General features: G+C 73.7%; 20 protein-coding genes. 4 read left to right on the top strand and 16 right to left on the bottom strand.

Annotation, left to right across the window (positions count from 1 at the left end; genetic code table 11):
- Positions 1 to 32 precede the first annotated feature (32 nt).
- The 3 genes from IE170_RS20040 to panB form a co-directional block, all read right to left on the bottom strand.
- Positions 33 to 890 (bottom strand): ABC transporter permease, encoded by an 858-nt coding sequence (locus IE170_RS20040; RefSeq protein WP_189810786.1) that lies wholly within the window; start codon positions 888 to 890, stop codon positions 33 to 35.
- Entirely contained in the window at positions 887 to 1,954 is a 1,068-nt protein-coding gene (locus tag IE170_RS20035; protein WP_189810785.1) for an ATP-binding cassette domain-containing protein, read from the bottom strand. Before IE170_RS20035 ends, IE170_RS20040 begins: the two co-directional genes overlap by 4 nt.
- A 166-nt stretch (positions 1,955 to 2,120) precedes the next feature.
- The gene (panB, locus tag IE170_RS20030) at positions 2,121 to 2,981 is read right to left on the bottom strand and encodes a 3-methyl-2-oxobutanoate hydroxymethyltransferase (RefSeq protein WP_189810784.1); all 861 of its coding nucleotides are present in this window, start codon (positions 2,979 to 2,981) and stop codon (positions 2,121 to 2,123) included.
- A 362-nt stretch (positions 2,982 to 3,343) separates the two neighbouring features.
- Here panB and IE170_RS20025 point away from each other — a divergent pair, with 362 nt between their 5' ends.
- Positions 3,344 to 4,372 carry an endonuclease/exonuclease/phosphatase family protein gene (locus IE170_RS20025; RefSeq protein ID WP_189810783.1) on the top strand — a complete coding sequence of 343 codons (1,029 nt, stop codon included), beginning with the start codon at positions 3,344 to 3,346 and terminating at the stop codon, positions 4,370 to 4,372.
- Between the two features lie 50 nt (positions 4,373 to 4,422).
- Here the strand turns inward: IE170_RS20025 and IE170_RS20020 are convergent, their stop codons facing one another.
- Both IE170_RS20020 and IE170_RS20015 read right to left on the bottom strand, forming a co-directional pair.
- Positions 4,423 to 6,180, bottom strand: a complete 1,758-nt coding sequence (locus IE170_RS20020; RefSeq protein ID WP_189810782.1) for an NAD+ synthase — start codon at positions 6,178 to 6,180, stop codon at positions 4,423 to 4,425.
- 73 nt (positions 6,181 to 6,253) lie between these two features.
- The gene (locus IE170_RS20015) at positions 6,254 to 8,461 is read right to left on the bottom strand and encodes a DUF4190 domain-containing protein (protein ID WP_189810781.1); all 2,208 of its coding nucleotides are present in this window, start codon (positions 8,459 to 8,461) and stop codon (positions 6,254 to 6,256) included.
- A 602-nt stretch (positions 8,462 to 9,063) separates the two neighbouring features.
- On the opposite strand from IE170_RS20015, the gene IE170_RS20010 reads away from it, so the two are divergent.
- Together IE170_RS20010 and IE170_RS20005 are read left to right on the top strand one after the other, a co-directional pair.
- Positions 9,064 to 9,714 (top strand): DUF998 domain-containing protein, encoded by a 651-nt coding sequence (locus tag IE170_RS20010; protein WP_229885001.1) that lies wholly within the window; start codon positions 9,064 to 9,066, stop codon positions 9,712 to 9,714.
- Complete coding sequence (locus IE170_RS20005; protein WP_229884992.1) at positions 9,711 to 10,598, top strand: alpha/beta fold hydrolase; 888 nt, start codon at positions 9,711 to 9,713, stop codon at positions 10,596 to 10,598. The genes IE170_RS20010 and IE170_RS20005 overlap by 4 nt, the downstream gene beginning before the upstream one ends.
- On the opposite strand, the gene IE170_RS20000 is transcribed toward IE170_RS20005, so the two are convergent.
- The 4 genes from IE170_RS20000 to IE170_RS19985 form a co-directional block, all read right to left on the bottom strand.
- Positions 10,583 to 11,002: a CBS domain-containing protein gene (locus IE170_RS20000; RefSeq protein ID WP_189810780.1), complete on the bottom strand. Its 420-nt coding sequence runs from the start codon at positions 11,000 to 11,002 to the stop codon at positions 10,583 to 10,585. The two genes, IE170_RS20005 and IE170_RS20000, sit on opposite strands and share 16 nt — an antisense overlap.
- A 139-nt stretch (positions 11,003 to 11,141) precedes the next feature.
- On the bottom strand, positions 11,142 to 11,825 hold the full coding sequence (locus IE170_RS19995; protein WP_229884991.1) for a DUF305 domain-containing protein: 684 nt from the start codon (positions 11,823 to 11,825) through the stop codon (positions 11,142 to 11,144).
- Entirely contained in the window at positions 11,822 to 12,487 is a 666-nt protein-coding gene (locus tag IE170_RS19990) for a thioredoxin-like domain-containing protein (RefSeq protein WP_189810779.1), read from the bottom strand. Before IE170_RS19990 ends, IE170_RS19995 begins: the two co-directional genes overlap by 4 nt.
- Before the next feature lie 79 nt (positions 12,488 to 12,566).
- Positions 12,567 to 13,031, bottom strand: coding sequence for a hypothetical protein (locus IE170_RS19985; protein WP_189810778.1), 465 nt, complete (start codon positions 13,029 to 13,031; stop codon positions 12,567 to 12,569).
- A gap of 173 nt (positions 13,032 to 13,204) precedes the next feature.
- Between IE170_RS19985 and glnA2 the strand changes: the two genes are divergently transcribed.
- Entirely contained in the window at positions 13,205 to 14,566 is a 1,362-nt protein-coding gene (gene glnA2 / locus IE170_RS19980; RefSeq protein WP_114057339.1) for a gamma-glutamylpolyamine synthetase GlnA2, read from the top strand.
- A 75-nt stretch (positions 14,567 to 14,641) separates the two neighbouring features.
- Here glnA2 and IE170_RS19975 read toward each other — a convergent pair whose 3' ends face one another.
- The 7 genes from IE170_RS19975 to traB form a co-directional block, all read right to left on the bottom strand.
- Positions 14,642 to 15,907 carry a tyrosine-type recombinase/integrase gene (locus IE170_RS19975; RefSeq protein ID WP_189810777.1) on the bottom strand — a complete coding sequence of 422 codons (1,266 nt, stop codon included), beginning with the start codon at positions 15,905 to 15,907 and terminating at the stop codon, positions 14,642 to 14,644.
- 84 nt (positions 15,908 to 15,991) lie between these two features.
- Positions 15,992 to 16,213: a helix-turn-helix transcriptional regulator gene (locus IE170_RS19970; RefSeq protein WP_373299025.1), complete on the bottom strand. Its 222-nt coding sequence runs from the start codon at positions 16,211 to 16,213 to the stop codon at positions 15,992 to 15,994.
- A gap of 494 nt (positions 16,214 to 16,707) precedes the next feature.
- A complete protein-coding gene (locus IE170_RS19965; protein WP_189810775.1) occupies positions 16,708 to 18,183 on the bottom strand; it encodes an AICE element replication initiation protein in 1,476 nt (491 codons plus the stop codon).
- A 2-nt stretch (positions 18,184 to 18,185) separates the two neighbouring features.
- Positions 18,186 to 19,106 carry a bifunctional DNA primase/polymerase gene (locus tag IE170_RS19960; protein ID WP_223856504.1) on the bottom strand — a complete coding sequence of 307 codons (921 nt, stop codon included), beginning with the start codon at positions 19,104 to 19,106 and terminating at the stop codon, positions 18,186 to 18,188.
- 77 nt (positions 19,107 to 19,183) lie between these two features.
- On the bottom strand, positions 19,184 to 19,375 hold the full coding sequence (locus tag IE170_RS19955) for a hypothetical protein (protein ID WP_189810774.1): 192 nt from the start codon (positions 19,373 to 19,375) through the stop codon (positions 19,184 to 19,186).
- Between the two features lie 13 nt (positions 19,376 to 19,388).
- Positions 19,389 to 19,871 (bottom strand): hypothetical protein, encoded by a 483-nt coding sequence (locus tag IE170_RS19950; protein ID WP_373299020.1) that lies wholly within the window; start codon positions 19,869 to 19,871, stop codon positions 19,389 to 19,391.
- Between the two features lie 179 nt (positions 19,872 to 20,050).
- Positions 20,051 to 22,099: a plasmid transfer protein TraB gene (traB, locus tag IE170_RS19945; RefSeq protein WP_189810773.1), complete on the bottom strand. Its 2,049-nt coding sequence runs from the start codon at positions 22,097 to 22,099 to the stop codon at positions 20,051 to 20,053.
- Between the last annotated feature and the right edge of the window lie 8 nt (positions 22,100 to 22,107).

Here is a 22,107-nt window from a genome sequence, read left to right as displayed (position 1 = left end):
GGACGCGATCCGGAGCGGACCGTCCGGCCGGATCAGGTCTTCTGGCGGAACTTGCGCACCGCGAGCGGCATGGTGACGACCGTGATGGCCAGCGACCAGGCCAGGGTCACCCACACGGCGTGGGCGACGGGTCCGCCGTTGATCAGCCCGCGGGCCGCGTCGGCGAGCTGGGACAGCGGGTTGTAGTCGGTGAAGGACTGCAGCCAGCCCGGCATCGTCGACGGCGGGGCGAAGATCGAGCTGCCGAACTGGAGCGGCATCAGGACCATCATCGCCACGCCCTGGACGGCCTGGGCGTTCTGCAGGGTCAGGCCCAGCAGGATGAAGATCCACATCAGGGAGGCGCCGAAGACGGCGGAGAGCCCGATGGCCAGCAGCAGGTCGGTGAACGACGTCTCGATGGACAGGCCCAGCAGGAAGCCGACCCCGAGCAGGATCGTGATGGCGATCAGCGTCCGCCCCAGCTCGACGACGATCTTCGCGAGGAGGACGGACGACCGGGCGATCGGCATGGACCGGAAGCGGTCCATGACGCCCTTCTTGAAGTCGTCGTTGACGCCGACGCCGACGCCCATGGCGACGTTCAGGCCCATCATGGCCATCAGGCCGGGGATGACGTAGTTGACGTACGCGTCCTGGTTGCCGTTGCCGGAGATGGCGCCGCCGAAGACGAACACGAACAGCAGCGCGAACACGATCGGCATGAACACGACGTCGAACATCGACTGCGGGTCGGCCTTGAGCTGCATGACGTTGCGGCGGGCCAGGGCGGAGATGTGCCGCAGGTTGCCCCGCAGGCCGATGCGGCCCTCCCCGGGCAGCGGGCCCGTCCCGGCCGGTGCGGCGGCCGCGGCGGCCGCGGCGGGCTTGCTCGTGGTGGCGGTGCTCATGCCGCGACCTCCGTGTTCTGATCGGTCCGGTCGGTCCGGCCCGCGCGGCCGGTCTGCTGCCCGTCGGCCGGCGGCGCGTCCTGCGCGTCGGCGGTCCGGTGGCCGGTGATGGCGAGGAACACCTCGTCCAGGCTCGGCAGGTAGGTGCCGAGGTCGGCGATCGCGTAGCCGCGGGCGGCCAGCAGGCCGACCACCGCCGTCAGCTGCTCGTCGCTGAGGATCGGGACGAGCAGGACTCCCTCGTCCGGCACGGCCTGCGTGCCGGCGATGCCGTCCAGGCCGGCCTCCGCGAGGGCCCGCGCCATGCCCGGCAGGTCGGAGGCCGACGCGGGCCGGATCCGCAGGGTGCGGCCGCCGACGCGGGCCTTCAGCTCGTCGATCCTGCCGCCCGCTATGACCTGCCCGCGGTCGATGACCGTCAGCTCGTGCGCGAGGTGCTCGGCCTCCTCCATGTACTGGGTGGTGAGCAGGACGGTGGCGCCCTCGGCGACCATCCGCTGCACCTCGTCCCACACCTCGTTGCGGGTGCGGGGGTCGAGGCCGGTGGTGGGCTCGTCCAGGTACAGCACGGCCGGTCGGCCGATCATGGAGGCGGCCAGGTCGAGGCGGCGGCGCATGCCGCCCGAGTACGTCGTGGCGGGCTTGCGGGCGGCCTCCGTGAGGGAGAACCGCTCCAGCAGCTCGTCGGCGCGGGCGCGGGAGTCCTTGCGGGACAGGTCCAGCAGCCGGCCGATCATGTACAGGTTCTCCCAGCCGGAGAGCTTCTCGTCGACCGAGGCGTACTGGCCGGTCAGGCCGATGGTGCGGCGCAGCTGCCGCGGCTGGCGGACGACGTCGTACCCGGCGACGCGGGCTGTTCCGGCGTCCGGGACGAGCAGGGTGGAAAGGCAGCGGACCAGGGTGGTCTTGCCCGCGCCGTTGGGGCCGAGGACGCCGAGGACGGTGCCCTCGCGGACGTCCAGGTCGACTCCGTCCAGGGCCTTGGTCTCACCGAAGTGCTTGACCAGTCCCCGGACCTCGACGGCGTTCGGGCCGTGCTGGGGGTTGTTGTCGGTTCGCGTCATGGCCCCATGGGACCAGCGGCCACCGACAGATCACCGACAGACCACCGACAGCGGTGCCGACAGCGAATGGCGGCAGGGCCGACAGAGGCCGGCGGGCCGGCAGCCCGCCGGCCGCGCGGGGCGGTCGGCGGCCTGCCGGCCCGGTGGTCCGGCGCCGGTCGGCGGATCAGTGGAAGCTGTGCTGCTCCTGCGGGAACGCCCCGCCGACGACGTCCTCGGCGAACGCCTTCGCCGCGTCCGTCATGGTGGCGCGCAGGGCGGCGTACTGCTTGACGAACTTCGGCATCTTCCCGCCGGTCAGGCCCATCATGTCCGTCCACACCAGCACCTGCGCGTCGCAGTCCGCGCCCGCGCCGATGCCGACCGTCGGGATGTGCAGGGAGCGGGTGACCTCGGCGGCCAGCTCGGCGGGCACCAGCTCCAGCACCACGGCGAACGCGCCCGCGTCCTGCGCGGCCTTGGCGTCGCGGAGCAGCTGGTGCGCGGCCTCGTCGCCGCGGCCCTGCACCCGGTAGCCCATCGCGTTGACGGACTGCGGGGTCAGGCCCAGGTGGGACATGACCGGGATGCCCGCCTGCACGATCAGCTCCGTCTGGTGCAGCGAGCGCTCGCCGCCCTCCAGCTTCACCGCGCCGACGCCCGCCTCCTTCACGAGCCGGGTCGCGCTGCGCAGCGCCTGTACAGCGCCCTCCTGGTACGAGCCGAACGGCAGGTCGCCGACGACGAGGGCCCGGCTGGTGCCGCGCACGACGGCTGCGGACAGCAGGGTCATCTCGTCCATCGTGACGGGCACGGTGTTCTCGTAGCCGAGGTGGCAGTTGCCCATGGAGTCGCCGACCAGGATGACCGGGATGCCGGCCTCGTCGAACACGGACGCGGTCATCGCGTCGTACGCGGTCAGCATGGGCCACTTCTCGCCGCGCTCCTTGGCGAGCATGAGGTCGCGGACGGTGATCCGCCGGGTCCCCGTGCCCCCGTACAGGGTGGGGGAGGCTGCTTCGCGGGCAGGCGAAACGGCATGCGTCATGGCAACTGCTCCTTGTGTCATCTCGAGGCGCCCTGACGGCGTCCCCGGACTCATCCACCATGGTGGCACCTGGCCGGGCCGCCGCGAAAGTGGTGGGGTGACCGGTGCGTCACACTCCCCGCGCGGGCGAGCCGGCCCCGAGGCGGCCCCGAGGCGCCCGCAAGCGTTCCGGCGCGTCCGTTCGGGGGCGCGAACGGCACGCGTCCGAGCGAATGTGCGCGTTTCGTGACAACAGGAACCCGCGCCGCACGGCCGTTCGTCCTCCCGGACGTACGGCCGGGACACCGGCACCGAAGGCTCCGTCCATCGCCTAGGGTCATGGTGCGGGAACGGAGCGCGAGCAGGGCAGCGAGGGCAGTGGGATGGCACAGGCGTACATGGCGGAGACCGGGAACGGCGGTTCGGAGCGCGAGCCCTCCGGATCCGGCCTCGGGCGCCGCCTGGCCGAACTGTGCCGCGACAGAGGGATCTGGCGGCGTGGGATCGCCACCGCCGCCCTGGCGGTCGTCCTCGCCCTCGTCATGATCTTCCATGCGCAGCTGCCGAACGACATCGGCAACCTGGGCAGCCTCACCGAGACGTTCCTGCCCTGGCTGGGGCTGTTCGTCCCCGTCCTCGTCGCCTGCGCCGCGTTCCGCCGCTCGGCGACCGCGCTGATCGCCTGCCTGCTGCCGGCGGTCGTCTGGGTGAACCTCTTCGGCGGCCTGGTCTTCGGCAAGTCCGGCTCCGGCGGCGACCTCGTCGTCGCCACCCACAACGTCGACGCCGCCAACCCCGACCCGCGGGCCACCGCCGAGTCGGTGGCCCGCTCGGGGGCCGACGTGCTGGCCCTGACCGAGCTCAAGGGCAGCGCCGTCCCCTCGTACGAGAAGGCCCTGGCGGGGACGTACAAGTACCACGCCGTGGAGGGCACGGTCGGAGTGTGGAGCAAGTACCCGCTGGCCGCCAGCGCGCCCGTCGACATCCGGATGGGCTGGACGCGGGCCATGCGCACCACCGTGGAGAGCCCGCGCGGCCCGATCGCCGTCTACGTCGCCCACCTGCCGTCCGTCCGGGTGAAGCTGAACGCCGGCTTCACCGCGAACCAGCGCGACAACAGCGCCGGGGCGCTCGGCGCGGCGCTCGCCGCCGAGCCGCTGGGGAAGGTCGTCCTCCTCGGCGACCTCAACGGCACCATGAACGACCGCTCGCTGCGCGAGGTCACCTCGCAGATGCGCTCCACGCAGGGCGCCGCCGGCGAGGGCTTCGGGTTCAGCTGGCCGGCCGCGTTCCCGATGGCGCGGATCGACCAGATCATGGTCCGCGGGATGAGGCCGGAGGCCTCCTGGACGCTGCCGCGCACCGCGAGCGACCACCTTCCGGTGGCCGCCCGGGTGACGGTCGGCAAGTAGCCCGGCGGAGGGGGCGGGCCGCCGGGCAGGGGCGGCCCGCGCCGCGGCCGTCAGGCCTGCTCGCGCCAGCCGTTGGTGACGGGCAGGCGGCGGTCCTTGCCGAAGCCCTTCGCGGAGATCTTCGTACCGGGCGGGTACTGGCGCCGCTTGTACTCCGCCGCGTCCACCATCCGCAGCGTCCTGGCCACCAGCCCGCGGTCGAAGCCGGCGGCGACGATCTCCTCCAGCCCCTGGTCGCGGTCCACGTACAGGGCGAGGACCGCGTCCAGCACCGGGTAGTCCGGCAGCGAGTCGGTGTCCACCTGGCCGGGCCGCAGCTCGGCGCTCGGCGGCTTGGCGATGGAGTTCTCCGGGATCGGCGGGGTCTCCCCGCGCTCCTCGGCGGCCCGGTTGCGGTACCGGGCGAGGCGGAAGACGTCCGACTTGTAGACGTCCTTGATCGGGCCGTACGCGCCGACGGAGTCGCCGTACAGGGTGGAGTAGCCGACGGCCAGCTCCGACTTGTTGCCCGGCGCGAGGACGATGTGGCCCTCCTGGTTGGAGAGGGCCATCAGCAGGGTGCCGCGCAGCCTGGACTGGAGGTTCTCCTCGGCGAGGCCGGTCAGGGTGACGGATCCCGTGTAGGCGTCGAACATCGGCTCGATGGAGACGGAGCGGAAGTTGAGGCCGGTGCGCCGGGCCAGTTCGGCGGCGTCCGTCCGGGAGTGCTCCGAGGAGTACTTCGACGGCATGGAGACGCCGTACACGTTCTGCGCGCCGACGGCGTCGCAGGCGATGGCGGCGACGAGCGCGGAGTCGATGCCGCCGGACAGCCCGATCAGGACCGAGCGGAAGCCGTTCTTCCGGACGTACGCGCGCAGGCCCACGACCAGCGCGTCGTACACCTCCTCGTCGTCGTCGAGCCGTTCGGCGCCGCCGCCGCCGGCCGCGACCGGCTCGTACGGCTCCACGGGCTCCTCGGAGAGGACGACGCGGTCGATGCGCAGCCCGTCGTCGACGACGCCCTCGGGCGCGTCGGGCCGGGCCGCCGGCAGGTCGAGGTCGACCAGGACGCAGCCCTCGGAGAACTGCGGGGCGCGGGCGATCACCTCGCCGTCCGCGCCGACGACGATCGAGTCGCCGTCGAAGACGAGGTCGTCCTGGCCGCCGATCATCGCGAGGTAGGCGAGGGTGCAGCCGGCCTCCCGGGCCCGCTTGCGGACCAGTTCCAGGCGGACGTCGTCCTTGTTCCGCTCGTACGGGGAGGCGTTGACCGAGATCAGCAGCCCGGCCCCGGCCGAGCGGGTGGCGGGGACGCGGCCGCCCTCCTGCCAGAGGTCCTCGCAGATCGCGAGCGCGACGTCGACGCCGCGGACCCGGACCACCGGCTGGGTGTCGCCGGGCACGAAGTAGCGGAACTCGTCGAAGACGCCGTAGTTCGGGAGGTGGTGCTTGGCGAAGCGGAGCACGACCTCCCCGCGGTGGAGGACGGCGGCCGCGTTCTCCGGGGAGCCCGCGGGCAGGCCCAGGCGGGGGGTGGCCCGCTCGCTGCGGTCGAGGTAGCCGACGACGACCGGCAGCTCGCCGAGGCCCTCGTCGGCCAGTCGGCCGGCCAGCGCGGACAGGGCGGAGCGGGAGGCCTCCACGAAGGAGCCGCGCAGCGCGAGGTCCTCCACGGGGTAGCCGGTGAGCATCATCTCGGGGAACGCCGCGAGGTGGGCGCCCTGCTCGGCGGAGTGCCGGGTCCAGTGCACGACCGAGTCGGCGTTGGCGGCGATGTCGCCCACGTGCGAGTCGATCTGATTGAGAGCGAGGCGAAGTTGGGGCACGGGGCCAGTGTAATCGTCTTTCTGACGCTATGGGGTGGCGGCCCCGTGCCCGGGCGGTTCGCAGCGGCTCCGGTCAGCCGATCTTGCCGCTGAACTTCACACTCTGCATGAGGGTGCCGGGGGAGATGTCGGCGCTCAGGCTGGTGGTGCCCTCGGGGACCTCGAAGACGACCACGCCGCTGGCGGACTGGCCCGGCAGGATGTCGCCCCGGATGAGCTTCGGCACGTCGCCGTCGAAGACGAGCTTGGCGGTCATGCCCTTGTCGTCGCGGACGTTCGGGACGGCGTAGATGACGTTGTGGTTCTTGGCCGAGTCGTTGGTGATGGTCAGCGTCATCTGGACCGCGTTGCCGATGTCGGCGTAGCGGTTCTTCGTCTTGTACGGCTTCGGCTGCGAAAGGCTCACCTTGATCCCGTCGGGGTAGGCGAACGTCTCGCCGAACGGCAGCGGGGACGTCATGCCGGGCACGTCGCTGCGGGACGGGGACGGGGCGGGGGTCGGCCGTCCGGGGCGCGCCGGCCACGGGTCGTCCGACCCGAACTCCTCCGGGTCGATCTCCAGGCCGTCCGTGTCGGGCTCCGGCCAGGAGTCGATCTCCCGCTCGATGCCGTGGCGGGCGCTGTCGACGAGCCGCTCGGTCAGGAAGTACCCGCCGACCGAGCAGAGGAGGCCGAGGACGCCGAGGGCGGCGCCGGCGACGGCCATGGCCTTCCGGCCGAGCCCGGCCGAGGCGCGCTTGATGCCGCCGAGGCCCGTGCCGATGGCGATCAGGCCGAGGATGCCGCCGCCCCAGAAGAGGAGCGGGACCGGGCCGAAGAAGATCGCGCAGGCGCCGAGGACGAGGGAGGCCACGGCGAGCTCGTTGCTCTCCTGGACGGGCGCCCCCCACGTCCCCCCGGCGCCGTGGTACGCCCACGGGTTGCCGGCCGGCGGGGGAACGGGCGCGCCGGGGTACGCGGGCGGCGGCCCGGGCGGCAGCTGGGCACCACCGGGCATGCCGGGGGCGGCGTAGGCGCCGGGGGCCGGGCCCACGGGCGGCGTCCGGCCCGGCGCGGCCGCCGCGGGCGGCGCGTCCGCGGCGAGGGCGGCGCCCGGCGCGGGCGAGGCGAATCCGGCGCTTGCGACGGCCGCCTCGGCCGCGTCGGCCGGATGCGCCGCCGGGGCCGGAGACGGCTCGGCGGCTGCGTCCGCCTCGGGCGCGGGTGCCTCGCCCGAGACGGGCTCGGGCGCGGCGGTCTCCCTGCGGAGGGACGGCGCGGCGGGGGCCGCCGCCTCCGGCGCGGGCGCCTCGGCCGGGGCGGGCTCCTTCCGGAGGGAGGGGCCGACGGGCTCGCCCGGGGCCGCTGCCTCCGGCGCGGCCGCCGCGGCTGCGCCGGGCTCCTGGCCAAGGGCCGGATCGGCCGGCTCGGGCGCGGCGGTGGCCGTGGGCTCCGGCGCGGCCGTCTCGGCCGGCGTGGCCTCCTTGCGGAGGGACGGCCCGGCGGGCTCGCCCGGGGCTTCCGCCTTGGGCGCGGGTGCTGCGCCTGCGGCGGGGTCCTGGGCGAGGGGCAGCGCGGCGGAGGCCGCTGCCTCCGGGGCAGGTGCCTCGGTCGGGGCAGCGTCCTTGCTGAGGGACGGCGCGGTCGGCTCCGGCGCGGCGGCGGCCGCTGCCTCCGGCGCGGGTGCCTCGGCCGGGGCGGGCTCCTTGCGGAGGGAGGGGCCGGCGGGCTCGCCCGGGGCCGCTGCCTCCGGCGCGGCCGCCGCGGCTGCGGCGGGCTCCTGGCCAAGGGCCGGATCGGCCGGCTCGGGCGCGGCCGTCTCGGCCGGCGCGGGTTCCTTGCGGAGGGACGGCGCGGCGGAGGCCGCTGCCTCCGGGGCAGGTGCCTCGGTCGGGGCGGGCTCCTTGCTGAGGGACGGCCCGGCGGGCTCGTCCGGGGCTTCCGCCTTGGGCGCGGGTGCTGCGCCTGCGGCGGTCTCCTGGCCGAGGGGCAGCGCGGCGGAGGCCGCTGCCTCCGGCGCGGCCGTCTCGGCCGGGGCGGGCTCCTTGCGGAGGGACGGCGCGGCGGGGGCCGCCGCCTCCGGCGCGGGCGCCTCGGCCGGGGCGGGCTCCTTGCTGAGGGACGGCCCGGCGGGCTCGGTCGGGGCGGGGGGCTGCGGGGCCCCTGCCCCGGGCTCCGGGGTCTTCCGGAGCGACGGCTTCGCGGCCGGTGCAGGAGTCGGCTCCGCCTCCGGCCGGTGAACGGGTGTGCCCTCGTGCTCCGGCTCCGAGGGGGTGCCGGGCGGGTTCGGAGGCGTGCTCATGGAGTGGCGGTCGTCCTCATGTCATGCGGTCTGATGATCCGAAAGACTGCCACGGGGCGGGATGCCCGCCAAACGAGTTCCCCACGGGGGCGGCGCGGTGTGGCCCGCCGCACGCGGACCGCAGGCAACGCTTTCGCCCCGGCGCACGTCTTCCAGGCCGTGGAGCCACCCCCGGAGGGACACGGCACCTGCACGGCGACGACGCGCATGACCGGCGCGGCTGCCGCCGCAGCAGCGCCGCCGGGTGGCCGGGGGAGTGCGGAGGGGGAGCGGATCCCGTCGCGCCCGTACCCGGGCCGGGCGTCCGCGCAGATTACGGGGACCGCAGTCTTGAGGATGATGTAAACATGGCCATACGGGCTGAAAAGCGCACGAACCATGACCGGCGCGCGGGACGCACGAGCCACACGTGGCGCGCAGGCCACACGCGGCACACGGCACGGACGGGGCACACGCGGCACGCCGGGCAGGCAGGGCAGGCAGGGCAGGCCGGCCGGCCGGGACGCCCCGGCCCCGCGCGGCCCCTGGACCCCGCCGCGGCTCCGGCGACCGCCGCGGCCCCCGCGGCCCGGTCGGGCCGTACCTGGCTCGTCGCCCTCCTCATCGGGCTCGGCGCGGCCGCGTACACGGCCTGGGTGCTGGAGGTGGTGCTCTCCACCGGCCTCAACCCCATCGAGACGTACGTCAGCGAGCTCGCCGCCCAGGACCAGCCGCTCGGCGGCCTCTTCCGCGCCACCGACTTCACCGCCGGCGTCCTCGCCTTCACCGGCGGCCTGCTCGCCCTCCTCCGGCTGCGCAGCCACCCCGAGTCCCGCCGCTTCTGGTCCGTCACGGGCTGGGCCGGCGTCACCCTCTTCGGTGCGGCGACCGCCGCCGACGCCTGGCTGCCGCTGAGCTGCACGCCCACCGCCGACCCGGTGTGCGCCGCCCGCGAGACCGCCGGGCTCGTCCCCGCCACGCACCAGGCCCACGCCGTCAGCAGCAGCCTCGCCATGACCGGCGCCCTCGTCGGCATCATCGCCCTCACCGTCGCCGCCCGCCGCTACGGCATCTTCGCGCCCCTCGCCGGCCACGGACCCGCCCTCGTGGTCCTGGAGCTGATCGCCACCGCCTGGACGCTGACCGCCATAGCGATGTTCACCGCCGGCCGCGGCACCTGGGCCCTCGGCGCCGGCCAGCGCCTCCAGGTGCTCCTCGTCGCGCTGTGGCTGGGCCTGCTGGCCTGGTCGGTGCACAAGGAGCGGCGTACGTGACGTACGAGGCGTACGGGACGCGTGAGCCGCGCTTCGTCCGCGTCGACGGCACCGCACTGCACGTCGTCGTCGACGGCGCCGGGCCGCCCGTCGTGCTGAGCGCCGGGCTCGCCATGGCCTGGTTCGACTGGGACCCCGTCGCCGCCCTCCTCGCCGCCGCAGGCCGCACCGTCATCCGCTTCGACCGCCCCGGCCACGGGCTCAGCGGCCCCGCGACCGCCCCGCCCACCGCCGCCGGCGAAGCCCGCCGCATCGCCGGACTGCTGGACGCCCTCGGCCTGGGCGGCGCCCCCGCCACCGTGGCCGGACACTCGATCGCCGCCTTCCACGCCGAGGCCTTCGCCCGCCTGTACCCGCTGCGCACCGCCGCGCTCGTCCTCCTCGACGGCAGCGTCGAGGAGGACCCCCGAACCCTCCTGCCCCCCGCCCTGCGCACCGGCGCCGCACGCGCCGCGGGCCGGGCCCTCACCGCCGCCGGGCTGCCGGCCGCGCTCGGCCCCGCGGCCCGCAGGGCCGCCGTACGCCTCTCCCGGACCGGCGGCGCCGACCCCGCGCCCCGGGACCTCGTACGCCGCTGCTACCGCACCGGCCGGGTCTGGCGCGGGGTGCTGCTGGAGAACTCCCGCTACCCGGACATGGCCGCCGAGGTCCTCGCGCTGCGCGCCCGGCACCCGCTGGCCGCGCCGACGACCGTCCTCGCCGGCGACGACGGCTCCGGCAGCCGGTCCGCGGCCCGCTGGCTCGCCCGGCAGCGGGCGCTCGCCGCCGAACTCGGCGCCCGCTTCGAGGCCGCCGAGCCCGCGGGCCACCTGGTCATGCTGGACCGGCCGCAGCAGGTGGCCCGGGCCGTCCTCGGGGACCCCGCCGGTCAGCGGCGGGCGTAGACCTTCTCGACGAAGCCCGCGAGCTGCTCGTCCGACAGGTGCTGCGCGAGGTCCGCCTCGCTGATCATGCCGACGAGGCGCTTGTTCTCGATGACCGGCAGGCGCTTGATCTGGTGGGACTCCATCTCGTCCAGCACGTCCGAGACGTCCGCGTCCGCCGCGATCCAGCGGGGCGTGCCCTCGCACAGGTCGCCGCAGGTCACCTGGGCCGGGTCGTGGCCGGTCGCCACGCACTTCACGACGATGTCGCGGTCGGTGACGATGCCGCAGAGCCGTTCGTCCGCGTCGCTGACGGGCAGCGCGCCGACGTTCAGCCGGCGCATGAGCTCGGCGGCCCGGTCCAGGGTCTCCGTCGCCGGGATCCACTGGGCCCCGGGGTGCATGATGTCTGCCGCGGTGGTCATGGCGTCAACCTCCTGAGCATGCCGCTGATACGGCCGGCGCGGGCGCGTCGCCCGCCCGCCACGGAGCTGCGGCGGGGCCGGCCGGCGGGTGGGAGGGCCGCGAGTGGCGCCCTCCCACCCACCGTACGGTCGCGCCCCGTCACCCGCGCGGCGCAGCCCCGCGGGCGCGGAGCATGTCCGCCATCAGCGTCAGCTCGGACTGCTGGGCCTCGACCATGCCCTGGGCCAGCGTCCGCTCGGCGGGCGTCGCGCACTGCACGGCGCAGCCGCGGGCCATCGCCACCCCGCCCTTGTGGTGGTCGGTCATCAGCTGGAGGAACAGCACCTCCGCGTCCCGGCCCTGCGCGGCGCCGAGCGCGGCGATCTCCTCCTTGGTGGCCATGCCGGGCATCAGCGCCCCCGGCTTGGCCGCGACGCCGTCCATGGCGTGGCCGCCGTGGGAGCCGTCGGCGGGGGCGTCCTTGCCGGGGGCCATCCAGGACATCGGCGGCTCGCCCGCCAGCACCTTCGGCAGCCCCCACAGGTCCAGCCAGCCCAGCAGCATGCCGCGCTGGTTCGCCTGCGTGTTGGCGATGTCGTAGGCGAGGCTGCGCACCGCCTCGTCCTGCGTGCGGTCCCGCACCAGGAACGACATCTCCACCGCCTGCTGGTGGTGCACCGCCATGTCCCGGGCGAAGCCCGCGTCCGGCGAGTACAGGGCGGGCGTACGGGCGGCCCCGGCGCCGGCGGTGCGCCCGCCGCTCGCGGCGGCGACCGTGGCCGCCACCGCGAAGAGCAGGGCGAGCAGCACCGCGGAGCCGGCCGCCCAGTACGTGCGCCTCACTTGCCGGCCACCCCCATCGTGCAGGCCGCGCCCGGCTCGGGGGTCTGCGGGCCCTGCACGTACTTGGTGAAGAACTGCTTCACGCGCGGGTCGGAGGCGCTGTCGACGGTGACCTGCTTGCCCCACGCGCTCAGCATGATCGCCCCGGGCTGGTCGGCGACCGGGCTCATCAGCGAGTACGGGGTGTTCTCCACCGTGCGGGCGAGCTCGGCGACGTCCGCCGCGGGGGCCTTGTCGTTGTACGTCACCCACACCGCGCCGTGCTCCAGCGAGTGCACGGCGTTCTCGCGCGGGACCGGCTCCTTGTAGACGTTGCCGTCGCAGTTCATCCAGCGCGGGTGGTGGTCCCCGCCGACCGGCGGGTTCATCGGGTACGAGACGGGCGTCTCGACGTGGTTGCGGCCGAGCGACTTCGCGTCCCAGGACTGCTCGGCGGCCACGGGGGTGGTGCGGGCGGTCTCGGCCGCGCGGGCCGCCGCCTTCTCCTCGGCCTTCTGCTGCAGCAGCACCCACGCGCCGAAGCCGACGAGGCCCGCGACGAGCGCCGTCGAGACCGAGATCGCGAGGATCTTGTTGCGGCGCTCGCGGGCGCGTTCGGCGCGGCGCATCTCGGCTATGCGCGCCTGGCGGGAGGGGTTGGGGGTCGGGTTGGTGCCGGCCATGTGACCTGGTTCCTTCGTGAGGGGGGTGGGGTGGGTCTGGTGGCGGCGCGGGGCGTCGTACGCGGCGCGCCGGGACCCGTCAGGTCCGCAGCACCTGGAGGGCGTGCAGGTCGGGGGCCCGGGCCGGGGCGTCGTACGGCCGGGCCCCGCGCCCGGCGGCGGCCTGCCCTGCCGGATCCGCGGCGCCCGGCGTGACGGGCAGCGCGGGCGGCGGGGCGGGCAGGACGGCGGGGGTGACGTGCGAGAACGGCGAGCAGCCGGGCCGGTGCCCCGGATCCGCGCACACGGCGTGCCGGGGGCCGTGGGGGGCGGGCGCGGCGGTGACGGCGGCGGGCGCGGCGGTGACGGGTGCGGCGACGGCGGCGGGCGAGGCGGTGACGGGTGCGGCGACGGCGGCGGGCGAGGCGGCGGAAGCGTGTGGCTCACCGGGGCGCACGCACAGCAGCAACGCCCCGAGCAGCACCGCCAGGGCCACCGCGAACACGGCACGCCGGGGCGGGCGGCCCGCGCCGCGCCCCTGCCGTATGTGCTCCCAGCCCCCCATGGCGGCAGATGGTAGTGGCCAGGACGCCCCCGCGGTCAGTGCAGGGGTGCCACGAGGTTTCGATGGTGCGTAATGTGGCGGAAACCGCGGCTGGCGATACTGGGTCCGCCCGCCCCCGCGCCCACCCCTGACGGCGGTGGTGCACAGGCCGTCTGAACTGCGAGGATGAAGGCATGGACAAGCAGCAGGAATTCGTCCTCCGGACGCTCGAGGAGCGCGACATCCGCTTCGTGCGCCTGTGGTTCACCGACGTGCTGGGCTTCCTCAAGTCCGTCGCGGTGGCGCCGGCCGAGCTGGAGCAGGCCTTCGACGAGGGCATCGGCTTCGACGGCTCGGCGATCGAGGGCTTCGCGCGGGTCTACGAATCCGACATGATCGCCAAGCCGGACCCGGGCACCTTCCAGATACTGCCCTGGCGCGCCGAGGCCCCCGGGACGGCCCGGATGTTCTGCGACATCCTCATGCCGGACGGGTCGCCGTCCTTCGCGGACCCCCGCTTCGTCCTCAAGCGGATCCTCGCCAAGACCTCCGACCTGGGCTTCACCTTCTACACCCACCCGGAGATCGAGTTCTTCCTGCTGAAGGACAAGCCGCTGGACGGCTCCCGGCCCGTCCCCGCGGACAACTCCGGCTACTTCGACCACACCCCGCAGAACGTCGGCATGGACTTCCGCCGGCAGGCGATCACCATGCTCGAATCGATGGGCATCTCCGTCGAGTTCAGCCACCACGAGGGCGCCCCCGGCCAGCAGGAGATCGACCTGCGGTACGCCGACGCGCTGTCCACCGCCGACAACATCATGACGTTCCGCCTGGTCATGAAGCAGGTCGCGCTGGAGCAGGGCGTCCAGGCCACCTTCATGCCGAAGCCGTTCTCGGAGTACCCCGGCTCCGGCATGCACACCCACCTGTCCCTCTTCGAGGGCGACCGCAACGCCTTCTACGAGTCCGGCGCCGAGTACCAGCTCTCGAAGGTCGGCCGCTCCTTCATCGCGGGCCTGCTCCGGCACGCGGCGGAGACCTCGGCGGTCACGAACCAGTGGGTGAACTCGTACAAGCGCATCTGGGGCGGCTCCACCCGCACGGCCGGCTCCGGCGGCGAGGCCCCCTCGTACATCTGCTGGGGGCACAACAACCGCTCCGCGCTGATCCGCGTCCCGATGTACAAGCCGGGCAAGATGGGCTCCTCGCGCATCGAGGTCCGCTCCATCGACTCGGGCGCCAACCCGTACCTGACGTACGCGGTCCTGCTCGCGGCGGGCCTGAAGGGCATCGAGGAGGGCTACGAACTCCCGGCCGGCGCCGACGACGACGTCTGGGCCCTGTCGGACTCGGAACGCCGCGCGATGGGCATCGAGCCGCTCCCGCAGAACCTGGGCGAGGCGATCTCCCTGATGGAACGCAGCGAACTGGTCGCCGAAACCCTGGGCGAGCACGTCTTCGACTTCTTCCTGCGCAACAAGAAGCAGGAGTGGGAGGAGTACCGCTCGGAGGTCACGGCCTTCGAGCTGCGGAAGAACCTGCCGGTGCTGTAAGCGCAGGTCAGTGCAGGTAGACCCTGGAACTGAGTCTGAGGGCCGACGGTCGTGAACCGTGGGCCCTCAGCCGTCCTACTCGGCCGGGGCCGTCTCTGGGCCGTCAGACGTTGAACTGGGGCCCTCGTAGAGCCCGTCCACGGCCCGGCGGGCCCGTCCGTCGCTGCTCGCCATCATGTGCGTGTAGACCCGGAGCGTGAACCCGGGGTCGCCGTGACCGAGGTACGAGCTGAGCGCCTTGATGTTCTCGCCGGCGTCGAGGAGGACGGACGCGTAGAAGTGCCGCAGCGCGTGCATTCCGTGCTCGCGGGCTGCCTGGTGACGCGCGCCCTCCCTGGGCTCGGGAATCACGCCGGCCTGGACGAGGGCGGGTTTCCACACGCGGGTGTTGAAGTCGGTCCGGCGCACGGCGCCGCCGCCGGTGAGCGAGAAGTACAGCCGCTTCGTTACGAGCGGCCCGTCCGGCTTCAGCCAAGGCAGAGAGACGTCGACGGGCGGGAATTCCTCGGCGTGCTCGCGGAGCACGCGGGCGACCTGGCGGGGGAGCGGGACGTCCCGCTCCTTTCCGCGCTTCGGCGGCCCGAAGACGAGATGCCCGTTGACGACCTTCACCTGATTCGCGATGTGGAGCCATCCGGTGTCGAACCTGACGTGCTCCTCCGCCAGTCCGAAAATCTCGCCCTGGCGGAGACCGCACCCCCCTCCGATGTCGACCATCGCCTGATAGCGCTTCGGGAGCGCCGAGCGGATGGCGAACACCCGGTCCAACGTCCATGGCCGGACCCGCGGTGCGACCGGCGCCGGCGGCCGGACCGAACGGGACTTGCACGGGTTCTTGGCGAGCAGCTCGTCGTCCACGGCCGCGGCGAGCACCGCGGAGACGCTGGCGAAGATGACCCGGCGGTAAGAGGACACTGGCAGAGACTTCTCCAGCTCCGCGAGCCAATCGCGGATGTGCTCCGGCCGGAACGAGTCGATCGGCCGAGTCCCGAGGTAGGGGAACGCGTGCAGCCGAAGGTGGACTCCCACCGTCGTGCGCGTCGTCGGGTCCGTGGTCTGGGAGGCGAGCCACTTCGCACCGTACTGCCGGAACGTGATCCGCCCAGCGGACGGATCGATGTACTGCCCTCGGGACATATCGGCCTCGATGGCGGAGAGCCACTTCTCCGCGAGCCGCTTCTGCTTGTCCGGAAAGCTCTTGGACTTCTCGGCGCCGTCGGGGCCGACGTAGCGGGCCCGATAACGCATACCGATGCCGTAGCGGTCGCTCTTAACCCGGATTTCCTTGCCGTTGTCGTCGGTCTCGGTCTTGTACCAGCGGTCCTGGACGTGGCCGGCCATAGGTGGCTGTGGTTCCTTTCGGTGTACGGGGAAGGCCGGTGCGCGCCCCGTGACGGGGCGCGCACCGGCCGGTGAGAGGCGGGTTCAAGCGGCGGCGTCAAGCTCGCTCTGCTGGGCGACCCACGCCTGGACGGCCTCGGGGTCGTAGCGGACGTGCCGGCCGACGCGGAAGCCGGGCGGGCCGGTGCGCTGCTTGCGCCAGTGGTAGACGGTCTCGATCGGCACGGAGAACATCGCGGAGATGTCCTCGGGGGTGAGGTATCGGTCGGGGAGACCGCCCCGGAGCACGGATTGTGGGTCGGAGATGGACTTCACTCGGTGCCCTCCCTAGGTTCGAGCGACAGCTGGTCGTGCTGTCTGCCGCGAGCGTCACGCAGGCGGCGTGTGTCCGAGGTGGGGATTTCTGCGTCACGGCGTCATCCGCGTCATATGGCCCCTTGACCTGCGGGTTCGGGTGACGCACGGGCTTGGGCGCTGTGTCACCGGTGACGCAGCCGTCTGTCACGGGGTGACGCAGGTGACGCGGGGTGACGCAGAGATTTGGGCTCTGCGTCACCCTTGTCTGTGCAGGTGGGGAGCGGTTTGCGGGGCCCCGGTGACGCAGGTGACGCAGCGTCTTCCTACTTAGGAAGGAAAGGGGCCTGTGTTCTGTTGTTGGGTGCGCCTTCAGTCGTGAATGGGGAGCCGCGGAGCGGCACGCCCTTTGAGCGGCGGCGAGGCCGCCGAAGTGCAAGAGGAGCACCGCCGGCGCGGGGCGGGGTGCTCTTCTTGCCTGTGCGGTCGGGTCCGCGTGGCGGGGTTCAGAACGCCTGCTGCTGCGCGTCGACCGGGGGTGCGGGGCGGGCCATCTCGATGTAGCGGGCGGTACGGGTGCGGCCCCAGTCGACGAGAACGCCGCGGGCGGCGAGGACGGGCTGCAGGCGCTTGAGGCGGTCGGAGAGGACCTTGCCGGTGGTGGGCCACCCCTTGGGCAGGGGCCGGAACTCTCCCTCGCCGGTGTAGAGCTGGGTGAGGCCGTGCAGCCATTCGGCGGACGTCATCCGCACGTCGGTGCCGGGCTCGATGTCGACGGCGCGCTTGAGGATGGTCTGGGCGAGGAGGTCGCCCTCGATGACGTCGTCGTTGAGGTCGTCCAGGCTCGCCCGGTAGGCGTCGAGGGCGCCGAGGCTGCGGGCGGCGTCGAGCTGGGCGCACAGGTGGGCGAAGTCGGCCATGCGCAGGTCGGTGGGGATGTCGGCCTGCGTGGCGCGGACCGTGACGGCCAGGTCGAGCACGGAGCCGAGGATCACGGGCAGGTCGCGTGCGAACTCCGCCCACAGCTCCGCTTCGGTCCGCCGTACCCGGGGCCGTTCCAGGCGGAGGGGGAGGAGGCGTTCGGCGAGGTCGGGGCGGATGACGCCGACGTCGATGCCGGTCAGCAGCATCGGCCGGCGGTAGCGGGCGCGGACGACGTCGCCGTCGGTGAACAGGGCGCGCTTGATGTTCTCGGCGCCGGTGACGATGCAGCACATCAGGTCGGAGAGGTCGGGGCCGAGGTGGGAGAGGTTGTCCAGGCCGGTGACCCACCCGGCCGCGACGGCGGTGATGAGGTTCTCCTCGTCCTTCGGCGCCCGGCGGAGGTCGCCGCTCATGCCCTCGATGATCCGTACGAGCATCTTGCCGGCGGTGGACTTGCCCGCGCCCTGGGGGCCGGTGAGGAAGGGGGCGGGGACGGGGACGTCGGGGCCGAGGCAGCCGACGAGCCAGGCGAGGGCCAGGGACTCGGCGCGGGCGTCGGAGAAGTTGCACAGCCGCATCAGCAGGTCGATGCCCTTGCCGTTCGTGTCCTTGACCGGCAGGGGGAGTTCGCCGGTGAGCTGGGTGCGGCGCCAGCAGACCTCACGCGGGTCGGGGACGGTGATGTTCCAGCCGGTGGGGTGGATGCGGACCGACCGGCCGTCGTCGCGCCCGAGGTCGAGCCAGGTGGCGCCGTCGAAGCCGGGGGCGACGCGGATGTGGACGGGCTGGACGTCCTCGGTGAGCGCGAGTGCTTCGATCAAGTCGAGTGCCTCCTTCAAGGCGGTTCCGTTGAAGACGCCGAGCCCGTCGCGGAACAGGCCGACCATGAGTTCCTGCCGGTGGCTGCCGGTGGTGCCCTGGGAGCGGATGGGGCGGGCGACGGGGTGGCCGTTGCGCTGGGCGTAGACGGTGCCGTCGACGGTGCGGAAGTACCGGAAGTGGGCCTGGGCGTAGTCGGTGATGACCTCGCGGGCCGGGTTCTTCTCGTCCTCGGACACCGCTACATCCCCAGCGTCGTGGCGGCGTTGGACCACGCGGCCGTGCAGTGCCGCGGGGACTCGCCCTTGGCCTGCGCGGCGGCGAACAGGCGGCCGATGTGGGTGTCGGTGAGGCAGCCGCACCGGCCGTGGGCGGACAGCACCGCGAGGAACGTGGCGTACACCGTGTTGTGTACCGCGCTGGTGGCGGCGGTGATCCGTTGCTCCGCCATCGCGATGCCCCGTTCCAGGAAGACGGGCGAGCGGTGCGGGCACCGTCCGCCCCCGGCCTGAGCGGGCACCGTGACCGGGCGGGGCGCCGGCCCGGCGGCGGGCTTCTTCTCGACCAGCTCGTGCACGAGTGAGGGCACCGCCGCCATGGCGCCGGTGCCGGGGCCGAGCCACCGGGCGTAGGACATGCTTGACTTGATGTCCACGCTGTCACGGACCCGGTTCACCGACCGGACGGTGCCGGAGTAGATCCAGTGCTCCCCACGCGTCGTCGCCACGGTCGTCGTGGCCGGGAGGGTGGCGCGGGCCCAGTCGACGGCGGCGGGGTTGTCGAGGTCGACGACGGTAACGCCGGCGCCGCCGGGGTGGTAGCCGATGGCTCCGGCCCGGTCCCAGGCCCTTCGCCAGAGCGGCGAGGTGATGACGGTCGGGTTGGTGGTGGCAGCGGCCCAGGCGTGGCACGGCGCCGGGCAGGCGCACGGGCCGGGCGTCTTCATCCCGGGTCGTCCACCGCAGAAGTTCAGCCGGCAGGCGGGGCAGTTGGCGAACGGTCGCTTGTCCGCGCTCAGCGGCAGCACTGGCACGCCCGCGGTGGTCAGCGCCAGAGCGGTGTCGAGAATCCCGGTCACGCCGCCACCGCGGGTGCGGGAGAGAGCCGGCAGTAACGGCAGGTTGCGGTTGTGGTCTCGTCGGATGTCGGTGCGAGGGGTCATGCTGGAGGTCCTCCAAGTCTTGAGTGGCCATGGAGTGCAGGGCGGCCCCGTTTCATTGGCGTGAGGGGGCCGCCCTTTCACGTGCTCTGCTGCTCCGGTCCGTGGCGGGTGTGGTCAGTGGCCAGGGCGGTCAGTCGCTTGGCCTCGTCCGCCGTGACGGCGCGGTAGCGGATGCGGACCGTGCAGCCGGGGTGGGGGCAGCGGACGGTGTGCTGGCCCAGCAGCAGGGCAGCCGCATCGCCGATGCGGCTGGGCAGGGGCTGGCTCATCGGGCGCTCTCTTTCAGCGGTGGTGGATGGTGCCGGTGGCGCGGCCGAACAGGCCGGTCGCGGTGACGTGCTGCGTGATGTGGGTCGTGGTGGTGCCGGTCCGGCCGCGGGGGCGGCCGGTGCGGGCGAGGAGGGGGAGGGCGGCGCCGGCGGCGAGGAGGGCGACGAGGGCCCAGAGGGCTTCGGCCATGGCGAGGACTCCCGGGGCGGCGTAGGAGATTCCGATTCCGGCCGCGCCGATGCCCCCGCCGACGGTCGGGGCGAGCAGCGCGGTGGTCTTCGCCCACCCGGGGATGCCGGCCGTGGGGGCCGGGTTGGGGGCGGGTTCGGTGGGGGTGGGGTGGGTGTAGGCGAGGGTGCGGGTTCCGTCGGGCAGGGTCACCAGCCGGATGTCCGCCGTCGGCGGTATCGCCGGCCGCAGCGGCATCGGGACGGCGGGCGGTGTGGGCGTCGGGCCGGTCGGGGTCGGGTGGTGGATGACGGGGTGGTGGGGCATAGCGATGCCTCCGGGTGTGGGTCGGGCCCGCGCCGAGGGTGGGTGGCGCGGGCCCGAGGGTGAGGTGTCAGGCGTCACTGTCAGGGGGTGTCAGAGGTGGGTGTCACGGGGTCTGACAGCGGGTTTGCCTAGGGGTTTGGGTGTCAGGGCGGCGTGACGGTGTCAGGGGGTGTCAGGTGTCAGGCGATCTTGAGGGTGGGGACGATGCGCCACCGGCCGGTGACCGAGGTCGGCTCCAGCCGGCCGTCCAGGGCGGCGTCCTTCAGTCGGGCAGAGACCCAGGGGCGGGAGAGGTGGTGGCGGTCGCACCAGTCGAGGAAGTCCTTCGGCCCGACCACCATCTGCCCGGCCGCCTCGAAGTCGTCCAGCGCGGCCGCGAACAGCCCCCGCGCCTCCTCCGGCGACGGCTTGTGCCCCGGCGACTCCCACAACGGAATGTCGTCGCCCACCTCGTCGTCGGGCAGGTCGGCCTCAGGGTCGATGCCAGCGTCCTCCTGGTCCACGAGGAGCCCGAAGGATTCCGCTTCCGCTCCGGCGTGCTCCTCGTCGGCGACGGGCCGCAGCGCCGGCGCGGCGCCGGCCGCGGTGCGGCCGGGGTAGTTCTGCCCGGCCACCGCGCGGGCCGCGCCGGCGGTGACCGGGTCGGCGGCCGCGCCGTTGCCCTGCGCCCACCCGGCCAGCGCCTCCATCGTCGGGACCGCGGTGTGGGGGACGGCGAAGGTTCGGGCCGGGGAGGGGTAGCGGTCCTCCGGGATGCCGGGGGAGACGACGTAGCAGTAGCCGGGCCGCCGGTTCCCCCACGCCCCCGGGTGCGCGCCCGCGTCGATGACCGCTTCGGGGAGGGAGAACCCTTCGTCGCGGGGGTCACAGCCCAGGGCGATCACCGACGGCAGGGATGCGCGGGTGGAGGTGGACATCTGGTCGTAGGAGGGGCGCTGCAGGGACACGATCAGGGCGACGCCGGCGGAGCGGGCTTCCTGGGCGATGCCGGTGAACGCGTCGTCGCCCATCAGCCGCAGCGTGTTCGCGGCCTCCTCCATCCACGTGACCAGGAACGGCATGCCCGCGCATCCGCAGGGCGCGCCGTCGGGGCGGCAGGTGTGCTCGTGGTTGGTCTGCTGCTCGGCGGCTTCGGGGATCCACTGGCGGTAGCCGTGGGCGCCGAGCCAGCGGGTGCGGGCGGGGATGACGGCCTTGATGGCCTCCACCATGACTTCGGTGTCCGGTCCGCCCTCGGCCGCCCAGTCCAGGCCGGGCAGCAGGGGACGGAAGTCCTGGAACATCTTCGGGTCGGACACCCACAGCAGCACGTCTCGGCGGGAGAGGATCTCCAGCATCAGGTTCAGGGCGGTCTCGCCCTTGCCGGAGCCGGTCCCGCCCGCGATCAGCAGGTGCGTGCTGTTCCGCTTAGTCTCCGGGTCGCCGGGCAGCCACAGCAGCAGCGGGGCGCCGTCGTCGTAGCGGCCGATGACCAGCGGTTCGGCGATCGACCCGCCGAGGTTGGACGGCCCCTGCCACTCGGCGACGTGCGCCAGCATGTCTTCGGGGACGATGACGAGTTCGCCGCGGCGGGCGGAGTCGGCATCGGGCAGGTAGCGGACGGCGGACTTGGGCAGGTCCAGGGCGGATGCGATCCGCGGCAGCACCTTCGCCACGTCGTCGTTGGTCTGCTCGCCCGCTTCCAGGGCCATCTTCGCCGTGACCCGGTTCGGCTCCACCGACGTCGCCCCGATCTGCGCTCGCGCCAGGCCGACCTTTTCCAGCAGGCCCTTGTCCGTCCCGCCGGCGGTGGTGCCGTCGACGTTGCGGCGCAGGACCATGCGGATGTTCCACGACAGGGCGAGCGCGGGCCCGCCCATCAGGTAGAGGTCGGGCAGGGGGCCGGTGATGGGGCCGGCGAGGCAGGCCCCGGTCAGCCACGCCGACCCCGCCGCCACGGTGATGGCCGAGTGCAGACGGCGCTGCGGCCCGGTGCTCTTGCCCGCCCACCACGTCACCCCAGTGAGGGCGACGGAGGCGAGGGTGAGGCCGACGCCGGCCGCGGCACTGCCCTCCCACTGGGTGCTGCCCAGCAGGCCGGCCAGCCCGATCCCGCCCGCGCACAGCCACGGCGGCAGGTGCGGCTTGGCCCGGTGCAGCACGTACGCGCCGAGGCCGGCGCCGTCGGAGGAGCCGCGGAGCTGGTCCTCGTACTGTTGCTCAGCTGTGGTGCGTTCAGTTGTTGCCATCACTCCTC

The organism is Streptomyces toxytricini, from assembly GCF_014649915.1.
Taxonomy (GTDB): domain Bacteria; phylum Actinomycetota; class Actinomycetes; order Streptomycetales; family Streptomycetaceae; genus Streptomyces; species Streptomyces toxytricini.
Note: the sequence above shows the minus strand (reverse complement) of the source record. Positions and strands in the feature narration are given on the sequence as shown.

Excerpts from the sequence above, each read along its gene's own strand:
- IE170_RS20040 (WP_189810786.1), bottom strand. The coding sequence starts at position 890 with ATGAGCACCGCCACCACGAGCAAGCCCGCCGCGGCCGCCGCGGCCGCC.
- IE170_RS20035 (WP_189810785.1), bottom strand. The coding sequence starts at position 1,954 with ATGACGCGAACCGACAACAACCCCCAGCACGGCCCGAACGCCGTCGAG.
- panB (WP_189810784.1), bottom strand. The coding sequence starts at position 2,981 with ATGACGCATGCCGTTTCGCCTGCCCGCGAAGCAGCCTCCCCCACCCTG.
- IE170_RS20025 (WP_189810783.1), top strand. The coding sequence starts at position 3,344 with ATGGCACAGGCGTACATGGCGGAGACCGGGAACGGCGGTTCGGAGCGC.
- IE170_RS20015 (WP_189810781.1), bottom strand. The coding sequence starts at position 8,461 with ATGAGCACGCCTCCGAACCCGCCCGGCACCCCCTCGGAGCCGGAGCAC.
- IE170_RS20000 (WP_189810780.1), bottom strand. The coding sequence starts at position 11,002 with ATGACCACCGCGGCAGACATCATGCACCCCGGGGCCCAGTGGATCCCG.
- IE170_RS19990 (WP_189810779.1), bottom strand. The coding sequence starts at position 12,487 with ATGGCCGGCACCAACCCGACCCCCAACCCCTCCCGCCAGGCGCGCATA.
- IE170_RS19985 (WP_189810778.1), bottom strand. The coding sequence starts at position 13,031 with ATGGGGGGCTGGGAGCACATACGGCAGGGGCGCGGCGCGGGCCGCCCG.
- glnA2 (WP_114057339.1), top strand. The coding sequence starts at position 13,205 with ATGGACAAGCAGCAGGAATTCGTCCTCCGGACGCTCGAGGAGCGCGAC.
- IE170_RS19975 (WP_189810777.1), bottom strand. The coding sequence starts at position 15,907 with ATGGCCGGCCACGTCCAGGACCGCTGGTACAAGACCGAGACCGACGAC.
- IE170_RS19960 (WP_223856504.1), bottom strand. The coding sequence starts at position 19,106 with ATGACCCCTCGCACCGACATCCGACGAGACCACAACCGCAACCTGCCG.
- IE170_RS19955 (WP_189810774.1), bottom strand. The coding sequence starts at position 19,375 with ATGAGCCAGCCCCTGCCCAGCCGCATCGGCGATGCGGCTGCCCTGCTG.
- IE170_RS19950 (WP_373299020.1), bottom strand. The coding sequence starts at position 19,871 with ATGCCCCACCACCCCGTCATCCACCACCCGACCCCGACCGGCCCGACG.
- traB (WP_189810773.1), bottom strand. The coding sequence starts at position 22,099 with ATGGCAACAACTGAACGCACCACAGCTGAGCAACAGTACGAGGACCAG.